Source organism: Variovorax sp. P1_G12, from assembly GCF_056405555.1.
This window is the reverse complement of record NZ_JBFUBW010000031.1, coordinates 35,606-51,292: the sequence shown is the minus strand read 5'-3', so window position 1 is coordinate 51,292 and position 15,687 is coordinate 35,606. Positions and strand designations below refer to the sequence as shown.

Sequence of the window (15,687 nt, the reverse complement as noted above, 5' to 3'; positions counted from 1 at the left end):
CACACAATTTCACTCACGCCGCGATGAGACTCCGGCGACTGTCCGGTCCGGCAAGGGCCGGCGCTCACCGAACCCGATTGGAGACACACGATGAACGTCATTCCGCTGACCTGCGCCCTGGGCGCCGAGATCCAGGGCGTCAGCCTGGCCGAGGCCTCGCGCAACTCGCCCCTGGCCCAGGAGATCAAGGCGCTGCTGCTCGAGCACAAGGTGCTGTTCCTGCGCAACCAGCAGATCACCGACGCCGAACACGCCGCCTTCGCGCGCCACTTCGGCGAGCTCCAAGACCATCCGCTGGTCAACAGCGCCGAGGGCGAGCCCGGCATCATCCAGATCTGGAAGACGCCCGACAGCCCGCCCGAGCGCTACGAGAACTCCTGGCACAACGATTCCACCTGGGCCGAGTGCCCGCCGATGGGCGCGGTGCTGCGTTGCGTCGAATGCCCGCCGGTGGGCGGCGACACGATGTGGGCCAACATGGAACTGGCCTACGAGCGGCTGCCCGAGCACATCAAGGAGACCATCGCCGACCTGCGTGCGCGCCACAGCATGGAATCGGTGTTCATGGCGGCCAAGCCGATCGACGACCGCCTGGCGATGAAGGCGCGCTTCCCCGACCCCGAGCATCCGGTCGTTCGCACGCATCCGGTGACCGGCAGGAAAAGCCTGTTCGTCGGCGCCTTCACCACGCACCTGACCAACTTCCACAACGCCAGGAACGTCCGCTTCGGCCAGGACTGGCACCCCGGCGCGTCCCAGTTGCTGCAGTACCTGATCAGCCAGGCCTTCATTCCCGAGTACCAGTTGCGCTGGCGCTGGCAGGCCAACGACGTGGCGATCTGGGACAACCGCTGCACACAGCACTACGCGGTGATGGATTACGCGCCGTGCCATCGCAAGATGAACCGCGCCACCATCGTTGGCGACCGGCCGTTCTGAAGGAGACAGCTATGGACCGCGCTCTCGAACTGAATCTCCGGCACGACTGGGCCGACCTCGGCGACGTGCGACTGCACTACGTCAGCGGCGGGCAGGGCCCGGCCATCGTGTTCCTGCACGGCTGGCCGCAGACCTGGTACATGTGGCGCGACGTGCTGCCCGGGCTGATGCAGCGCTACCGCGTCGTCGCGGTGGACCTGCGGGGCCTCGGCGAATCGTCGCGGCCCGCGGTGGGCTACGACACCACGACCGTCGCGAACGACATCTGGCGCCTGATGCACGACGTGCTCGGCGAAAAGCAGTTCCACGTCGCGGCGCACGACTGGGGCGGCCCGGTGGCCTATGCGCTGGCCGCCCAGCACCGCGACGCGGTGACGTCGATGGCGATCTTCGACGCCCCGGTGCCGGGCGACGGCTCGGTGCTCACCGCGCTCGGGCGCTGGCACTTCGGCTTCCACGCCGAGGCCGACCTGCCCGAGGCGCTGGTGGCCGGCCGCGAAGAGATCTACCTGCGCTACATGTACCGCAAGGGCGGCGCGCGGCCCGACGCCATCTCCGAAGAGGCGCAGCGCGAGTACCTGCGCACCTACACCCAGCCCGGCGGGATGCGCTCCGGCTTCAACTACTACCGGGAGTGGGCGCAGGACGCCAAGGACAACCAGGCCTTCATCAAGCAGGGCAAGCTCGCGATGCCGATCCTCGTGTACGGCGGCGGTGCGCCCAACGTCGGCCGCGGCCTGTACGCGATGGACTCGTGGCAGCGCGTCGCTTGCGACGTGCGCGGCGGCGTGGCCGAAGGCTGCGGCCACTGGATCCCCGAGGAACGGCCCGCCTGGGTCGTCGAGCGCCTGCTCGAGTTCTTCGGCGAAGTCGATCGCCGCCGCAACGCTGCCCGTCCCCTCACCACCTCCTCCATACCCACCAAGAGAGACCACATGACCATGTTCTACGAGACCATCGATACCGCCCTGATTGACGTCGAGTCGCTGCCCTGGATGCCCTTCGTGCCCTACAGCGACAATTTCTTCCTGAAGCTCATCAAGGTCGACCCGATCCGCGGCGAGTGGACCGCCCTGCTGAAGGTGCCCCCCAACAGCACGCTGCCGATGCACCACCACTCGGGCACGGTGCAGGTCTGGACGATCGCCGGCCGCTGGAAGTACATCGAGCACGACTGGGTTGCCGGCCCCGGCAGCTTCGTCTTCGAGACCGCCGGCTCGCGTCACACGCCCATCAGCGTGGGCGACGACGAGGTCATCACGCTCAACATCGTCCAGGGCGACTGGAACCTCATGAGCCCCGAGGGTGCGGTGCTCGCCATCGAGAACTGGAAGTCGATGGTCGAGCGCTACTTGAACTTCTGCCGCGCCAACGGCGTCAAGCCGGTCGACGTGAGCAGCTTCAGCGTTTGAGTCCGCCGGCCCGCGGGTCCGCGGGTCCGTGCGCAGCCGCGGGCCCACGGCGGCGGGCTGCGCCATGCGCTTCGGCGCAGCCGACCGACCGCAACATGCTGCTCGGCAAGGTCGCCTTGGTTCGCCGCACCGAATAAGTGCCGCAGTCTGGGGGAACTGCCTCGGTGAGAGGGACAGCTTCATCTGCCGGACCCATACATTTTCGCCGCCGCATAAGCACAGATTGAAGACACCAATGACAGCCACCGCCCTAACCCAAGACACTGCTCCACAAGCCACGCCCACGGCACCCACCGTGAACGCAAACATGATGCAGCAGCCGCTGCTGATCTCGACGCTCCTCAATCATGCGGAGCGTCACCATGGCGACCAGGAAATCGTCTCGCGCCGCGTCGAAGGCGACCTGCATCGCCAGACATACGGCGACCTCGCCCAGCGCGCACGCCGCATGGCCAACGCGCTGGCGGCGAACGGCATCCGCTTCGGCGATCGTGTCGCGACGCTCGCATGGAACGGCTACCGCCACATGGAGCTGTACTACGCGGTGTCGGGTTCCGGCGCCGTGCTGCACACGCTCAACCCCAGGTTGCATCCGGACCAGGTGGTGTGGATTGCCGACCACGCCGAAGACCAGGTGCTGTTCTTCGACCTGACCTTCCTGCCGCTGGTCGAGGCGATCGCCTCGCGCGTGAAAACCATCAAGGCATTCGTTGCCATGACCAGCCGGGAGCACATGCCGGTGTCGTCGACGATCCCGAACCTGTTGTGCTACGAGGACCTGATCGACGCGCATTCCCCGCAATTCACCTGGCCGGTGTTCGACGAAAACACGGCCTCGTCACTGTGCTACACCTCGGGCACCACCGGCAATCCCAAGGGCGCGCTGTACAGCCACCGGTCCACGGTGCTGCACACCTACGCCACCGCACTGCCGGATTCGTTCGACTGCTCTTCGCGCGACACGATCCTGCCGGTCGTGCCGATGTTCCACGTCAACGCCTGGGGCCTGCCCTATGTGGCTTGCATGGTGGGTGCCAAGCTTGTGTTCCCCGGCCCATGGATGGATGGCAAGTCGCTGCACGACCTGTTCGAGTCCGAAGGAGTGACCATGTCCGCAGGCGTGCCGACCGTGTGGCAGGGATTGCTGGCGCATGTCGAAGCCAACGACCTGAAGTTCAGCACCATGAAGCGCACCGTGATCGGCGGATCGACCTGCCCGCCGGCCATGATGGACGCCTTCGAGGACACGTACGGCGTTCAGGTGATCCACGCCTGGGGCATGACCGAGCTGAGCCCGATGGGCGCGTTGGGCAAGCTCAAGGGCAAGCATGCGGGCCTGGACGCGGTGCAACGCCGGGCGCTGCAAGCGAAGCAGGGACGGTCGCCGTACGGCATCGACATGAAGATCGTGGACGAGCATGGCGGCGAACTCCCGCGCGACGGCCTGACTTCGGGCGAGCTGATGGTGCGCGGTCCCTGGGTCATTGCCGCCTACTTCAAGAGCGAGGGCGGCGATCCGCTCACGTATTTCGGAGATGAGGGCTGGTTCCCGACCGGCGACGTCGCGACGATCGATGCCGACGGGTTCATGCAGATCACCGACCGCAGCAAGGATGTCATCAAGTCCGGCGGCGAGTGGATCGGCTCGATCGACCTCGAAAACATCGCGATGGCCCACCCGGCGGTGGCGATGGCCGCGTGCATCGGTGTCGCGCACCCGAGGTGGGACGAGCGCCCGCTGCTGGTGGTGGCAAAGAAGCCGGGCGCCGAGGTGACGCGCGAGGAACTTCTCGCCTTCTACAACGGAAGGATCGCCAAGTGGTGGACGCCGGACGACGTGGCATTCGTCGACAGCATTCCGCTGGGCGCCACGGGGAAGATGCTGAAGAACCAACTGCGCGAGACGTTCCGCGACTACCGGCTGCCGAACTAGGCGCCACCGGCTCAAAGCCGAACGGCTCAGTTCATTTTTTCGGCGTCACTGCCATACATAGAAGGAGACATTCATGATCATCAAATCCCTGCGGACCGGCTTGGCCGCATGCCTGTGCGCCGTGGCCACCCTCGCGGCCGCCCAAACCTGGCCCGATAGGCCGATCCGCATCGTGGTGCCTGCACCGCCGGGCGGCAGCATTGATGTGATCGCGCGCATCATGGCCGATGCGATGCAGCCCGGTCTCGGCCAGCCGATCATCGTCGACAACAAGCCCGGCGGCATGGGGATGCTCGGCGTCAACGAGTTGCTGGGAGCGCCGCGCGACGGATACACCGTGATGATGCACCTGAACGGCGCCGTGTCCGAGATTCCGCACCTGACCAAGTCGCGGTTCGACCCGTTCAAGGACATCAAGCCGATCGCGGAACTCGCGCGCAGCGGGCTTTTGTTCGTTGGCGGGCCGCAGGTGCCGGCCAACACGCTCAAGGAGGTGATCGCCCACGTGAAGGCCAACCCCGGCAAGGTCAGCATCGCGTCGTACAGCACCGGCACGGTGTCGCACACGCTGGGCGTTGAGCTCAACGCGCTGGCCGGACTCGACATGCAGCACGTGGGCTACAAGGGCGCCGCCCCGGCGCTGCAGGACGTCATGGCCGGACATGTGCCGCTGATGTTCGACGGCCCCGGAACATCGGTGCCGATGGTCAAGGCCGGCAAAGTCAAGGCCTTCGCGGTCACCTCGTCGCAGCGCATGCCCGCGCTGCCCGACGTGCCGACCTTCGCCGAGCAGGGCTTCCCCGCCATGACGCAAGATGTCTGGGTCGGCCTGTGGGTCGCGAACGGCGTGCCGGCCGCTGTGCAGGACCGACTGCGCGAGGCAGCGCTCAAGGCCCTGCAGCAGCCCGCGGTGCGCGGACGCCTGAGCGGCTTGGGCATGGAGCCCGGTCAGCCCGCGACTCCTGACGAGTTGGCGAAGTCGCTGCGCGTCGCTCACGAGCGCCAAGGCGCGCTCCTGAAATCGATCAATTTCAAACCGGATTGAACCCGCATTGGAAACACGCATGAGGCGGCTTGATCGCGGCGCACTGGGGGTGGAAGGCCGCGGTTGGCGTGGTCGGATTTCGCCTGCGGCGGCGTCAGACGCCGCCCTTCGAGGCCTCATCGCCACGACCACCGAGGCCCAGAAGAACAGCCTGTTCCAGATGATCCCGATGATCCCGATGGGCCGCCTCGGTACGCCGCAGGAATACGCCTCGCTCGCCGTGTACCTGGCGTCGGATGAGCACTATCTCGCCGGCCAGGTGATCAGCCCGAACGGCGGCATGGTGATGTGATGGCCCCGTGGATTCCCCTGATCGTGCTGAGCGAACTGCCCGAGGGCAAGGGCCGGCGGGTCTGCAAGGCCGGGCTCGACCTGGCGTTGTTCAGGTCGGCGCAGACGCTTCGGCCTCTGACGTAGTGGAGCGTGCGGTGAGGGTCCGCTCGCTACAGGAGGCGCACATTGGCCCTGAACTTGGCGGTGCATGCGATCAGGCAACCCCATTGCAGTCGGTGGTGGGTGACTGCTCATGGCCGGGACCGGCTGTTGGCCGCATTCTGGCCTTTCCATGGCCGGCGTGGCGTGCGCCGTGCGGCCGCGGGCGTGCCGGCACCGCCGCTGATCGTTCTCCGCTGCCTCGCCCCCTCGCCTGGCGTCGTACTTCCGGCAGCAGCCAGTGGAACCCGCTGCAGGCGAGCCGGTCCACCCCACCAGGCTAGCGCGGCGGCGCGGGTGGCCCCGCAAGTTCAGTGGCGCGTTCTCGCAGGTCCAGTGTCATTCCGCAGCAGTGGCCCTTATTGCCAAGGCAACGTCCAGTGACGCAAAAGGCAAAGTCCGGTGACGTTCCGCAGTCCAGCGACAGCCCGAACGGATCAAGAGCTACTTCCAGCATGAGCCGGTTCGATATGCCGCTTGATTCAAGTTGGTTCATGCCGGCTCAATATTGTTCTGTCATCGGCGCCAAGTGGATCGAGCGCGAGGACCGTCTGCCGGAAGACCCGCCCGAGGACTTCGACCCCGAGTTCCCCGCCGCACCCTACGACGACGAAGCCGACGCCCACAAGTGCGAGCGCGACCGCGAGGCGAGCTGACCGCCGCGCGGCATACTCGACGTTTTCAGGGCTAGGAAGGGCCAAGATGATTGACGCCAAGAACGAGAAGCTGCAGCCGATCGACGGCCGACTGCCGATCAAGGTCGCGGACTGGTTCGCACGCCGGGCGAAAGCGCCGGGCCACACCGCCTACAGCCGCATTCACCCCGAGGCGCCCTGGTCGCCAATTCTTGACGCAGCCGAAGCGACTGAAGACCTCGTTCCGGGAGTGTTGCGGATGTTCGAACTCAAGCTGCTGCCTCACGTGACGCTTAAGGTTCCCGGCGAGAATCTGGTCTACATCAATCCGGAAGTCCACGCAAGGCTCACAGGAAGCGGCCCGGCGTAGGCACCACCAGCGCCCCCAAGACAAGCCCGCCGCGCGCGGGCTTTTTCACGCCTGCCTACAGGCGCGGACGCGAAGCGTCATAGGCCGCCTCAGATCGGCATCTCGATTAGCATTGCTCCATGAGCCTCCAGATCGAACCGCTTCCTGACGAGCGCATTCGCGCTGAAATTGGCAAGCTCATGGCACAGACCGTGCGGCTTGCAGATGAGCAAGCGAAATCCAACATTGGCGAGACCGCGTGGCTCCCGCTCGTCGCCATCATGGCGGCGGCAGGGGTTGGCGCTGCGCTGGCAATTCTCCTGTCCCGCCTCTGCGGCGGCTGAGCTTCTTGCCGCACCGCCGCAGAATGCGATGTGCACCAGGGAAATCGATGCCATCCGCACCGATGCCGCCTATCGCCGCAGGCGCAATCATCACGGGAGTGCTCTTCGCGCTTGCTAACCTACGCTAACGTTCGCGCGGATATCGCAGGCGGCAACGCGCTGCGATATCCGCTGCTCGATGGGGAGGCGTCTTTCGTGGCGCGCGACGCGCTACCGCTTCGGGCGCGGCTTCGGCGCCCCAGTATTGGGGGCGGCAGTTGATCGGACACAGGCCGAGCCAGCAGCCACGCGTCCAGTTCGCACCGCAGCCATGCCACTCTCTTTTCGGCGAGCTGGCGCGGCTGGGGGTGTTGTGGCCGATCCGAAGCGGCGCCGAACCTTGACCTCGTGAACGTGAGCAAATCCCCGCGCCTCCGAGTTGCCGCGCAATGCGAGCAAGCGCAGTCGACTGGCTCGGTTGATCAGTTCTTCATCTTCGAGATTTCCTGGCTCCGTCATGCTCATTCCTCCTGCTCGGTCATGGTGGGGCTCCTGGGGCGTCAGGCTATCCGGCGCGCGATTCGCAGTACCAAGTCTGGTGCACGAACTTCCCATGCTCATGCTCGATCCCCGAGAAGCTGATGGTGTCGGAGGCGCAAGCTACCAAGGTCGGCGCCCACAAGATGCCAAACGCTGGCTGCCTCTGGCCGGGGACTGACACGTAGAGGCCGAGCCGGGTCCGCCCCATCTTGTGGTCGAGCACCAGCATGCCGCGCGCCCATTCCTGATCGGCGAACTCCCGATCGCTCAACTTTTTGCCGCCCCGGTAGCGCCGCTTCATCCCGACCCTCATACTGGATAAGCATACAGTCTTTTGCTATGCTGGAGGAATGGAACGCGACGACTGGATTGCAGTCTGTGCCCACCAGCTGCATCGCCAATGGCGGACTGTGGACCCCGATCAACTCGATGAGCTGGCGGCCGATCTGTGGCGCGACGAGCGATTGCGATCGCTGGCGCCGGCGCAGGCCGCCGAGGTCTGGCTGCGACCACTGGCGATGTCGACGCGGCCGCCTGGGTCGGGGTAAGCTCCGTCGCCCGTTGTCAGCCAGTTGCAGCAATTCCCGTACAAGCGCTGCACGTCCGCTTTGAGACGCATAGCCGTCTTTTTGCCCGAAAGGGCAGATGTGTTCGAGGTCGCGTCAGTACTGTCATCCCAAGTACCTGCGAGCGTTGCGTGTAAGCTGCACCCCAAACCCAAACTCCCGGAACATGAAGCGCATCCACACCCTCGCGGCCACTGCCGCATTCAGTCTCCTCGCGCTCATGTCCTCGGAGGCGTCTGCGGTCGCCTGCGCGGCTGGTGTCTATCGTGCGGGTTGCGTCGGCCCTAATGGGGCGGTGGCGGCCAAGAAGGCGCCTGTTGTCGTGCGCCCCGCTCCGGTGACATGCGCTCGCGGTGTCTATCGTGCAGGTTGCGTCGGGCCGCATGGCGCGGCCGTCGTTCGCCGCTGAACGCAGCCCCGCACGGCGCACGAGATGCGCCGCTCACTGCGGTCTTCCGTGAACTGGAACAATTGCTGACATGGCCTGCGTGGGCGAACCGATGACCGGCCGGTCGGACTCCACGGGCCGAATCTTGTGCCAACGCTTCTCCCTGTACTCGCACCGTGGCCATGTTCGCGGGCATTCTTCCACAACCTCAACGCAGGATTTTAATGAACCCCTCGACCTCCCGGCGCATGGCATTGGCCGCGCTTCTCAGTGCTGCCGCGCTCGTCGCCGCCTGCGCTTCAAAGTCTGATCCGGTCTCCCAGGCCGCCAAGCGCGATGTGGCGGCGGGCGTGCCTGCGCCCGGGCTTGAAGAGACCAAGGCCATAGCCGAAGAAGGCTTCATCTACGGCCTGCCGCTGGTCATGAACTACGCCGTGATGAACGAGTTTGCGGTGGACACCAAGTCCAGCCAGTTCAAGGCGCCGTTCAACAAGATCAACAACCAGCACCACGTTGCCACCTACCAGGATACGGCGATCGTCACGCCCAACAGCGACACGCCCTATTCCTTTGTCTGGATGGATCTGCGCGCAGAGCCGATGGTGATTTCGGTCCCCGCCGTGGAGAAGCAGCGCTACTACGCCGTGCAGCTCATCGACGGCAATACCTACAACTACGGCTACATCGGCAGCCGCGCCACCGGTAGCGAGCCAGGCAACTACATGGTGGTTGGCCCTGACTGGAAGGGCGACATGCCCGCTGGCATCAAGAAGGTCTTCACGTCGACGACCCCGTTTTCGCTTTCTCTTTTCCGCACCCAACTCTTCAACCCCAAGGACATCTCGAACGTCGAGAAGGTGCAGGCGGGCTACAAGGCGCAGCCGCTTTCCGCGTTTCTGAAGCGACCAGCTCCGCCGGCCGCCCCTGCTGTCAATTTCCTGCCGGCCACCACTGCAGGCATCAAGCAGAACTACTTCGAGTATCTCGACGCCGCGCTTCAGTTTGTGCCAGTAACTCCGGAAGACAGAGAGCTACGAGCCCGGCTCGCCAGCATCGGCGTTGGGCCAGGCAAGACCTTCGAGTTCAAGGATCTATCGCTCGAACACAAGGCTGCCGTTCTGCTGGCGATGAAGGACGGCGACGCGAAGGTCGACAAGTTCGTGGCCACCGGAGTGAAGAACGTCAATGGCTGGAACATCGGCTCTTTCTTCGGCGATCGCAACTACTACAAGGGCGACTGGTTGAAGCGCGCTGCCGGTGCCAAATCCGGCGTCTACGGCAACGACGATGTCGAAGCCATGTATCCCATCACTCGCGTTACGGCAACCGGCGAGACCATCGACACCAGCAAAAGCAAGTACACCATCACCTTCCCGGCCGGGCAGCTTCCGCCTGTCAACGCCTTCTGGTCGGTGACGATGTACGACGGCAAGAGCCAGCTGCTGATCAAGAATCCGATCAACCGCTATCTCATCAACTCGCCAATGGTGCCGGCGATGAAGAAGAACGCCGACGGCTCGCTCACGCTCTACATTCAGAAGGATTCGCCGGGCAAGGCCCGCGAGGCCAACTGGTTGCCGGCGCCTGACGACACCGTCTATCTCGTGATGCGTCTCTACTGGCCGAAGGCCACGCCGCCATCGATCCTTCCTGCCGGAACCGGCAGCTGGCAGCCGCCGGCGCTGGTGGCATCGAAGTAGCGACTCATGTGGCTGCTTGCAACCCGCAAGCAGTTGTTCGCTTGCGCAGGTTGAACAGCAGCAGAGGGCCCCAAGCGGGTGTTCATCCTGCGCGAGAGCCCATCGCTGCAGGTAGCAGAGGGTGAATGTCGAAGCGCAGAGCGGCCGTCAGAGCACGACGAGCCCCAGGGACAAGGGGGCTGTTTGCCACATGCTGCCAGCAAGGCTGATGTGCCTGTTTTTGAGGCATCGCGTCGGCGGCCCCATCTGGAGTCGATCCCCGATGTTTCGCATGCTGTTGTCCACAGGTCTGTCCACGGGGCTGGTGGAGAACCCTAGTCAATCGCCGCGCTGGGCCTTTCGCCACTCCCACGGCGCCACCGGGTCGGCGTCGCGCCAGAGCCCGGCGCGCTTTGCCTTGGCCTCCATTTCGGCGAACTCGTATTGCCCGCGCTCCTGGGCGGTCTGCTCGCGCGAGTAGCCGCGGTACCACCAGGCCATGCCTACGGTGACCATGGCGAGGCCGGCATCGAGCGTCTTGGGCCCGCGCGGCGCCGAGACGGGCCTCACCATCACCTTGCACACGCTGCGACCGTAGCGATCGGTCTTGATGCAGTCGAGGTCGACGTCCTTCATGTAGACCAGGTCGGACATTGTCTGCTTGGCGCGCTCGCCGAACGGCTGACGTTTTTCGGGGGTGTCGATGCCGTTCAGTCGAACCTTGAGTTCTTCGTAGCTGCCGGGCTGGCCGCAGCGGGCCTTGAGGGTGTCGCCGTCGGAAACACCGACCACCAGGCAGGTGCGCGGCGCGGCGGAAACGGTGAGGGGGAGGGCGAGCAGGAGGAGGGCGAGGGATCGAATCATCAATGCAATTGTCCCTGCGCGGCTGGCATAGGCTGGGTGCCTGAGTCGTCCTCTAGTCGAGAACGGATAGCGGCCTCGAGAGTTGCGCGCACGACGGCTTCGACGGCCTGCCAGTACTTCAGGTATGCCTCTTCGTCGGGCGCTTGCTTCGGCACCAGGCCCTGTTTGACAGCCTCCCTCATGGCGGCGGCGAGCATGTCGTCAGTCATATTCATCGGTCAAATCAAATCGCTGATAACTAAGCCTCTATTGTCAGGGCGCAGCCGGCAGGCGAGGAGGAGGGGGCTTGGCGAGCCAAGCTCTCCAGGTGCTTCGACAGCTTGGTGAGCTACAGCTAGCGCTCGGCGTCGTAGGTTGCGCTGACGGTGCCCGGAAGGCGAAGCAGCACAGCGCGTGAGCGGCTGGCTGCAGCCTACGCTTGGGCTCGCGCCGATTGAGTGCGCCAACCGAGTTCGATCAACTCCAGCAGGTCGTCGGTGATGCCCCACCCGCCGTGATGCAGCCACGGAAGCCTCCTGCCGTAGTAGTGCGCGCCGATGGCATCTAGCACGACTTCGATCGCCGCAATCGCCTCCGCGACTTGACGACGACTGCCGAGGGTGACGCCAGCCGTGTCGCGGTCCAGTGCCGTTGGCAGATCGAAGTGCGCCAGGACCTTGTTGCGTGCCGGTGTGATGAATTTCGCCGCTTCGACGGCAGCGTCCACGCTGACTCGGAGCCTTCGCTTGAGCTTTGGGTCCACGAGCATCGGCAAGCGCTGGATGGTCAAATTGGGGAGATGATTGCCATCGCGATCCTGGGTTTCGACTGGCCCAGCGACGCGCGCAATCTGCATCAGGATCTCGGACCACAGCGTGTTGAAGATCATCGAGAAAAACACCGGCGCCGTCTGGTTCAACAGTTCGATGCGTTCCCTGCTCGTGCCGAACAGCGACTCGTACTCGCTAAAGTAGTAGGCGAGGGCTGCGTGGTGGCCTTGGAGCAGGTCGTACTCGCTGCGCAGGGCCTCACTCATCGGCGGTGGTGCGACGGGGCCGACGAATCGCCGGTCAGTCATGTCGTCTGCGGCAACGGCTTGCCGCGCACCACGCGATGGAAGGCCGCGTAAGCCGCCGCCAGCATCTCGGGGTTCGCCGGGTCCTCGCAGATGGCGGAAAAGCCCGTCATCGTGAGCAACAGCAAGGTGCACGAAGCAATCAACATGCTTGCGACGTGCTCGGGTTTAAAGCGCTCGTCGATACCCTTTGGTCCCATGCGGACCGCGATCTGATTGGCACCGCCGTGGGTGAAGTCGCACAGGCCCGACCAGGGCGGATTCATGATCGCCTTAAGCGGCTCTCCGTCTTCCGTAGGCAGGCTGTCGAGCATGGCCTGCCGGGACGGGGGCTTCTTGCCGTTCAGGAAGTCGACAACCTGCTGGTCGGTGGCGGCCACGTGCAGCCAAAGCCCTCGCTCATACGTTTCCGCCTGCGGCCTGAACAGGGCGAAGGCTGAGCCGTCAAGCTGATGTGCGGTCAGGACGTGAATCGCGGCCTGATGCCCCACGCTGACGTGATACAGCGAGGCCGCTGCCCTCGTGCGCTGCGTCCAGTCATCGAATCGGATGGCGTTGATCGCGTCGGCGCAGTAGTGCATCCACTCGCCCGACCGTGCGATCGCCTCATCGAGTCCGGGCGCGGGATAGTCGTCGATCGGTGCAGTCATGCGAATCGCAATCCGGCGATGCCGTCGGCAGGCGGTTCAATCTGAAATACCGGGGCGGCGGTGACGACAGACATGTGCGCCATCCATGCATCCGCCAGCCGGTCGAGAAATGACTCAGCGACCGTCGCCTTGCCCTTGATAGACCACGGAGCCCAGAAAAGCGAGCGCCCGAACGGCTGACCGGCGATCACCGGCAGGTTCACACTCGCATAGATCACCGTGTTAATTGACGAGTAGTGCCCGCTGTTCAGGATCGGCATCAACAGGTGCGCCATCATGTCCGGGGCCAGGGCCGGATTGCCGTCGTTGACGATGATCAGCAGCCCCTTCGATTCCAGCGTGCCCGTGTCCTTGCGTGTCTGCTTGATCTGCTTGTTGGCCTTCACGATCAGGTTCTGCTTCACCCGCTTTCGGAAGGGGTCGACGATCTCGCGCACGAGCATGGGCGGCACATCGGGATCGGCCAGGTCCATCATCCCCGTCCTGCTGGGCAGTTTGCCGCGCCGCATCCAGTCGTTGGCGCATGAGCTCGCATGCGCGTTGAGGTCTTCGGTCCAATCCTCTTCTAGGCACTTCAGCTCGGCGATCACGCCGTCGGCGGCGAACACGAAGTCAGCGTTGGTCGGCGGCTGATGCACGCCGCGCAGTACGTCATCCATGACGGTCCCGCCCATCTTGGTCACGCACGCTGCAAATTCGCTGCGCACGTCGATGCGTGCTCCGGGGCGTTGGGGAGGGGGCTGGCTCATTCACCGATCGTAGCCGGGCGGTGTGGTGATTTCCGTAGTACCGCGATCAGGCATTGCGGCGGGGACCGCGAGCGGCCCGGGATTGAGGCCGGCGGGGCCTCTATGCAATGGCGCGGATGCTGATGGCCTCGGCAACGAAGCGCAGGTGGCGGCCGGCGATGCGTTGGCGTCCTGACAGTCCCGTGATCAGGTCGGCGTTGCATCAGCCTGTTGGGGGGGAGGCGACGCCCATCAACTTTTATTCTGGCTCCTTTTGTGATGGAGCCCTCCCTGAGTTGCTGAAGCGGTTCTTGCGCGACGTGTGAATCGGCGTGCCAAGGCCATCCATCACTCGGATCGGCGTTGACATTGGGGCGGCCGTGGTCGCCCAGGGGGCTAGGCAGATGGAAGTCGATCGGGACGGCCACCAAGTCAGGGACCTTGAATTTGGGCGGCGGAAACATTGTTTCCATCTGACCTGAAGATGCGTGAACCCGAACACCTTTGCACCATCGCGGAGGAAAGTACTGGCTCAGAAACGCCGGCCCGGTCTTCGAGATCACCTGCGCCACCGGGCCTGTCGGGGCTGTCGCCATGAGGTCCATGTCCCAGATGCCGTCGGCAGGCGGCGCGAAGTAGGTGTACCGCGTCACGATGCGCGCCGCGATCATCGCGACCGCCTTCAACCGGCAGAGTCAGGGCGTCGATACCTCCGGCATTCGTAGGTTGACCAGCGTGCTTAGTCGAGTGTCTGCATGGGGTGGGCATGCGCATGGCGAGCTATTAGTACTATCGGTTACATTTCGAGAGTCAGTTGATGGTCAGGTCGACAGCATCGACGAGGCAAAAACGATCGGAATAACAAGATGAGACATTGGGCAAGAGGAGTTGGGCTCGCGTTGCTGATAGGCACCCTTGCAGGGTGTGGTGGCGGAGGCGGAGGCGGAGGCGGGGGCGGGTCAGGTGCTGGTTTGAACTTGCCTGGTGCGAACAGCGCACTCGGTCAAGCTACTTCAGAACAAGTCGCGGGCACTGGCGCTGGCACTGGCACCGGCACTGGCGCTGGCGCTGGCACTGGCACTGGCACCGGCACCGGCACTGGCGCTGGGACCGGTACAGAACTCGGTACTGGCACAGGCACAGGCACAGGCACAGGCACAGGCACAGGAACTGGAACTGGCGGCAATCCTGATCCCGTCATCAGCGTGACTTTCGATCCTCCTCGGATCGATTTGGCGATGATGGAGAAGCAGACTGATATCCCAGCCGTGTTCAAGATCACTGCCAAAACAACAGGTGCTCCAGCAACGGGAGTTTGGCCGTACCTTTTCAGCGATGAAGACGGTCTGAACCACACGCAAGTGCCAATCTGGCAGGTTAGTGCCGGGGTGTTTACGTTCGTTTCGCCCATCAACGGCCTAGCTTTGAACACCAAACTGTCCCAAGGAGTGCACAAGGGCTCCCTGAAGTTGAGGCTATGCAAAGACAGGGATTGCGTTGGGGAATATGCGATCACTGCCGCCAACGGCTTGCCCTACGTCTTGAATGTCTTGCCACCCATGGTGTTCACGGTCGAAGCTAACGGCGCGCCCGTCCCTGTTACTACGTGCTGCGGGAACGATCCGTTCAAAGAGTCAAACGTGCAGGTGCGGCGTGGGGATACCGTGACTGTGCACTCTACGATGCCAGTTTCTCAATGGGAGGTATTGACGGGCGGCTCGACAGCCGTCAACGAATCTAAGACCACCACTTCATGGACTGGAACTATGAAGTATGGAGGATCCTCAGGATCTCCAGTGGAAGTTGTCTATATGTCCGTCAACGGTTGGACCCCCTACAACGATCCAATTCTGCAACATGGCGGAAGAAGGTTGCATCTAGAAATTCTTCCGTGAAGGTCGAGACGCGGCATGTCGTATGCGGTCGCGCTCGAAGCCCTTGTGTTATTGGTGTCGCCTCTCGGCATCGGGATGTCTCGCGCTGGCACCTCGGGTGGCGGCAACTGCAGCGCCACGAACTCGCCAGTCGATTGCCGCGTCGATACCTGCTGCCGCTTGACCGCTGTCACCGCGTCGTCCTGCTCCGTCACCCAGCGCCGCAAGAGATTGGCGCTCACCCCATGTGCCATAGCCACCGTAGCCGTTCGCAAC

Annotated in this window: 20 protein-coding genes; 13 read left to right on the top strand and 7 right to left on the bottom strand. The window is 64.1% G+C overall.

Annotated features, from left to right (window positions below; genetic code table 11):
• Positions 1 to 90 precede the first annotated feature (90 nt).
• From AC1D2O_RS28800 to AC1D2O_RS28775, 6 genes are all read left to right on the top strand, one after another.
• Positions 91 to 939 (top strand): TauD/TfdA dioxygenase family protein, encoded by an 849-nt coding sequence (locus AC1D2O_RS28800; protein ID WP_478091592.1) that lies wholly within the window; start codon positions 91 to 93, stop codon positions 937 to 939.
• Positions 940 to 950: 11 nt separating this feature from the next.
• Positions 951 to 2,351 (top strand): alpha/beta fold hydrolase, encoded by a 1,401-nt coding sequence (locus AC1D2O_RS28795; RefSeq protein ID WP_478091593.1) that lies wholly within the window; start codon positions 951 to 953, stop codon positions 2,349 to 2,351.
• 295 nt (positions 2,352 to 2,646) lie between these two features.
• Positions 2,647 to 4,284 (top strand): 3-(methylthio)propionyl-CoA ligase, encoded by a 1,638-nt coding sequence (locus AC1D2O_RS28790; RefSeq protein WP_478158294.1) that lies wholly within the window; start codon positions 2,647 to 2,649, stop codon positions 4,282 to 4,284.
• Positions 4,285 to 4,357: 73 nt separating this feature from the next.
• Entirely contained in the window at positions 4,358 to 5,329 is a 972-nt protein-coding gene (locus AC1D2O_RS28785) for a Bug family tripartite tricarboxylate transporter substrate binding protein (protein WP_478158293.1), read from the top strand.
• A 19-nt stretch (positions 5,330 to 5,348) separates the two neighbouring features.
• Positions 5,349 to 5,621, top strand: coding sequence for an SDR family oxidoreductase (locus tag AC1D2O_RS28780; protein WP_478158292.1), 273 nt, complete (start codon positions 5,349 to 5,351; stop codon positions 5,619 to 5,621).
• Complete coding sequence (locus tag AC1D2O_RS28775) at positions 5,621 to 5,746, top strand: hypothetical protein (protein ID WP_478092764.1); 126 nt, start codon at positions 5,621 to 5,623, stop codon at positions 5,744 to 5,746. Before AC1D2O_RS28780 ends, AC1D2O_RS28775 begins: the two co-directional genes overlap by 1 nt.
• Positions 5,747 to 6,041: 295 nt before the next feature.
• Here AC1D2O_RS28775 and AC1D2O_RS28770 read toward each other — a convergent pair whose 3' ends face one another.
• Complete coding sequence (locus tag AC1D2O_RS28770; protein ID WP_478092762.1) at positions 6,042 to 6,257, bottom strand: hypothetical protein; 216 nt, start codon at positions 6,255 to 6,257, stop codon at positions 6,042 to 6,044.
• On the opposite strand from AC1D2O_RS28770, the gene AC1D2O_RS28765 reads away from it, so the two are divergent.
• The 3 genes from AC1D2O_RS28765 (at position 6,256) to AC1D2O_RS28755 (ending at position 7,089) form a co-directional block, all read left to right on the top strand.
• Positions 6,256 to 6,417: a hypothetical protein gene (locus AC1D2O_RS28765; protein ID WP_478092760.1), complete on the top strand. Its 162-nt coding sequence runs from the start codon at positions 6,256 to 6,258 to the stop codon at positions 6,415 to 6,417. The two genes, AC1D2O_RS28770 and AC1D2O_RS28765, sit on opposite strands and share 2 nt — an antisense overlap.
• Before the next feature lie 46 nt (positions 6,418 to 6,463).
• Complete coding sequence (locus AC1D2O_RS28760) at positions 6,464 to 6,766, top strand: hypothetical protein (RefSeq protein WP_478092758.1); 303 nt, start codon at positions 6,464 to 6,466, stop codon at positions 6,764 to 6,766.
• A gap of 119 nt (positions 6,767 to 6,885) precedes the next feature.
• Complete coding sequence (locus tag AC1D2O_RS28755) at positions 6,886 to 7,089, top strand: hypothetical protein (protein WP_478092756.1); 204 nt, start codon at positions 6,886 to 6,888, stop codon at positions 7,087 to 7,089.
• Between the two features lie 544 nt (positions 7,090 to 7,633).
• Here the strand turns inward: AC1D2O_RS28755 and AC1D2O_RS28750 are convergent.
• Positions 7,634 to 7,909 (bottom strand): hypothetical protein, encoded by a 276-nt coding sequence (locus tag AC1D2O_RS28750; protein ID WP_478158291.1) that lies wholly within the window; start codon positions 7,907 to 7,909, stop codon positions 7,634 to 7,636.
• A gap of 49 nt (positions 7,910 to 7,958) precedes the next feature.
• Between AC1D2O_RS28750 and AC1D2O_RS28745 the strand changes: the two genes are divergently transcribed.
• Positions 7,959 to 8,156 (top strand): hypothetical protein, encoded by a 198-nt coding sequence (locus AC1D2O_RS28745; RefSeq protein ID WP_478092755.1) that lies wholly within the window; start codon positions 7,959 to 7,961, stop codon positions 8,154 to 8,156.
• 630 nt (positions 8,157 to 8,786) lie between these two features.
• Positions 8,787 to 10,262 carry a DUF1254 domain-containing protein gene (locus AC1D2O_RS28740; RefSeq protein WP_478158290.1) on the top strand — a complete coding sequence of 492 codons (1,476 nt, stop codon included), beginning with the start codon at positions 8,787 to 8,789 and terminating at the stop codon, positions 10,260 to 10,262.
• 318 nt (positions 10,263 to 10,580) lie between these two features.
• On the opposite strand, the gene AC1D2O_RS28735 is transcribed toward AC1D2O_RS28740, so the two are convergent.
• The 5 genes from AC1D2O_RS28735 to AC1D2O_RS28715 form a co-directional block, all read right to left on the bottom strand.
• Complete coding sequence (locus AC1D2O_RS28735) at positions 10,581 to 11,105, bottom strand: thermonuclease family protein (RefSeq protein ID WP_478158289.1); 525 nt, start codon at positions 11,103 to 11,105, stop codon at positions 10,581 to 10,583.
• A complete protein-coding gene (locus AC1D2O_RS28730; RefSeq protein ID WP_477650434.1) occupies positions 11,105 to 11,320 on the bottom strand; it encodes a hypothetical protein in 216 nt (71 codons plus the stop codon). Before AC1D2O_RS28730 ends, AC1D2O_RS28735 begins: the two co-directional genes overlap by 1 nt.
• A 197-nt stretch (positions 11,321 to 11,517) precedes the next feature.
• Positions 11,518 to 12,120 (bottom strand): AbiU2 domain-containing protein, encoded by a 603-nt coding sequence (locus AC1D2O_RS28725; RefSeq protein WP_477650433.1) that lies wholly within the window; start codon positions 12,118 to 12,120, stop codon positions 11,518 to 11,520.
• 38 nt (positions 12,121 to 12,158) lie between these two features.
• Entirely contained in the window at positions 12,159 to 12,809 is a 651-nt protein-coding gene (locus AC1D2O_RS28720; RefSeq protein WP_477650432.1) for a DUF6988 family protein, read from the bottom strand.
• Entirely contained in the window at positions 12,806 to 13,558 is a 753-nt protein-coding gene (locus AC1D2O_RS28715; RefSeq protein ID WP_477650431.1) for a hypothetical protein, read from the bottom strand. Before AC1D2O_RS28715 ends, AC1D2O_RS28720 begins: the two co-directional genes overlap by 4 nt.
• A 963-nt stretch (positions 13,559 to 14,521) precedes the next feature.
• Here AC1D2O_RS28715 and AC1D2O_RS28710 point away from each other — a divergent pair.
• Positions 14,522 to 14,746, top strand: coding sequence for a hypothetical protein (locus AC1D2O_RS28710; RefSeq protein ID WP_477650430.1), 225 nt, complete (start codon positions 14,522 to 14,524; stop codon positions 14,744 to 14,746).
• Entirely contained in the window at positions 14,743 to 15,432 is a 690-nt protein-coding gene (locus tag AC1D2O_RS28705) for a hypothetical protein (protein WP_478158288.1), read from the top strand. Before AC1D2O_RS28710 ends, AC1D2O_RS28705 begins: the two co-directional genes overlap by 4 nt.
• Positions 15,433 to 15,687 lie beyond the last annotated feature (255 nt).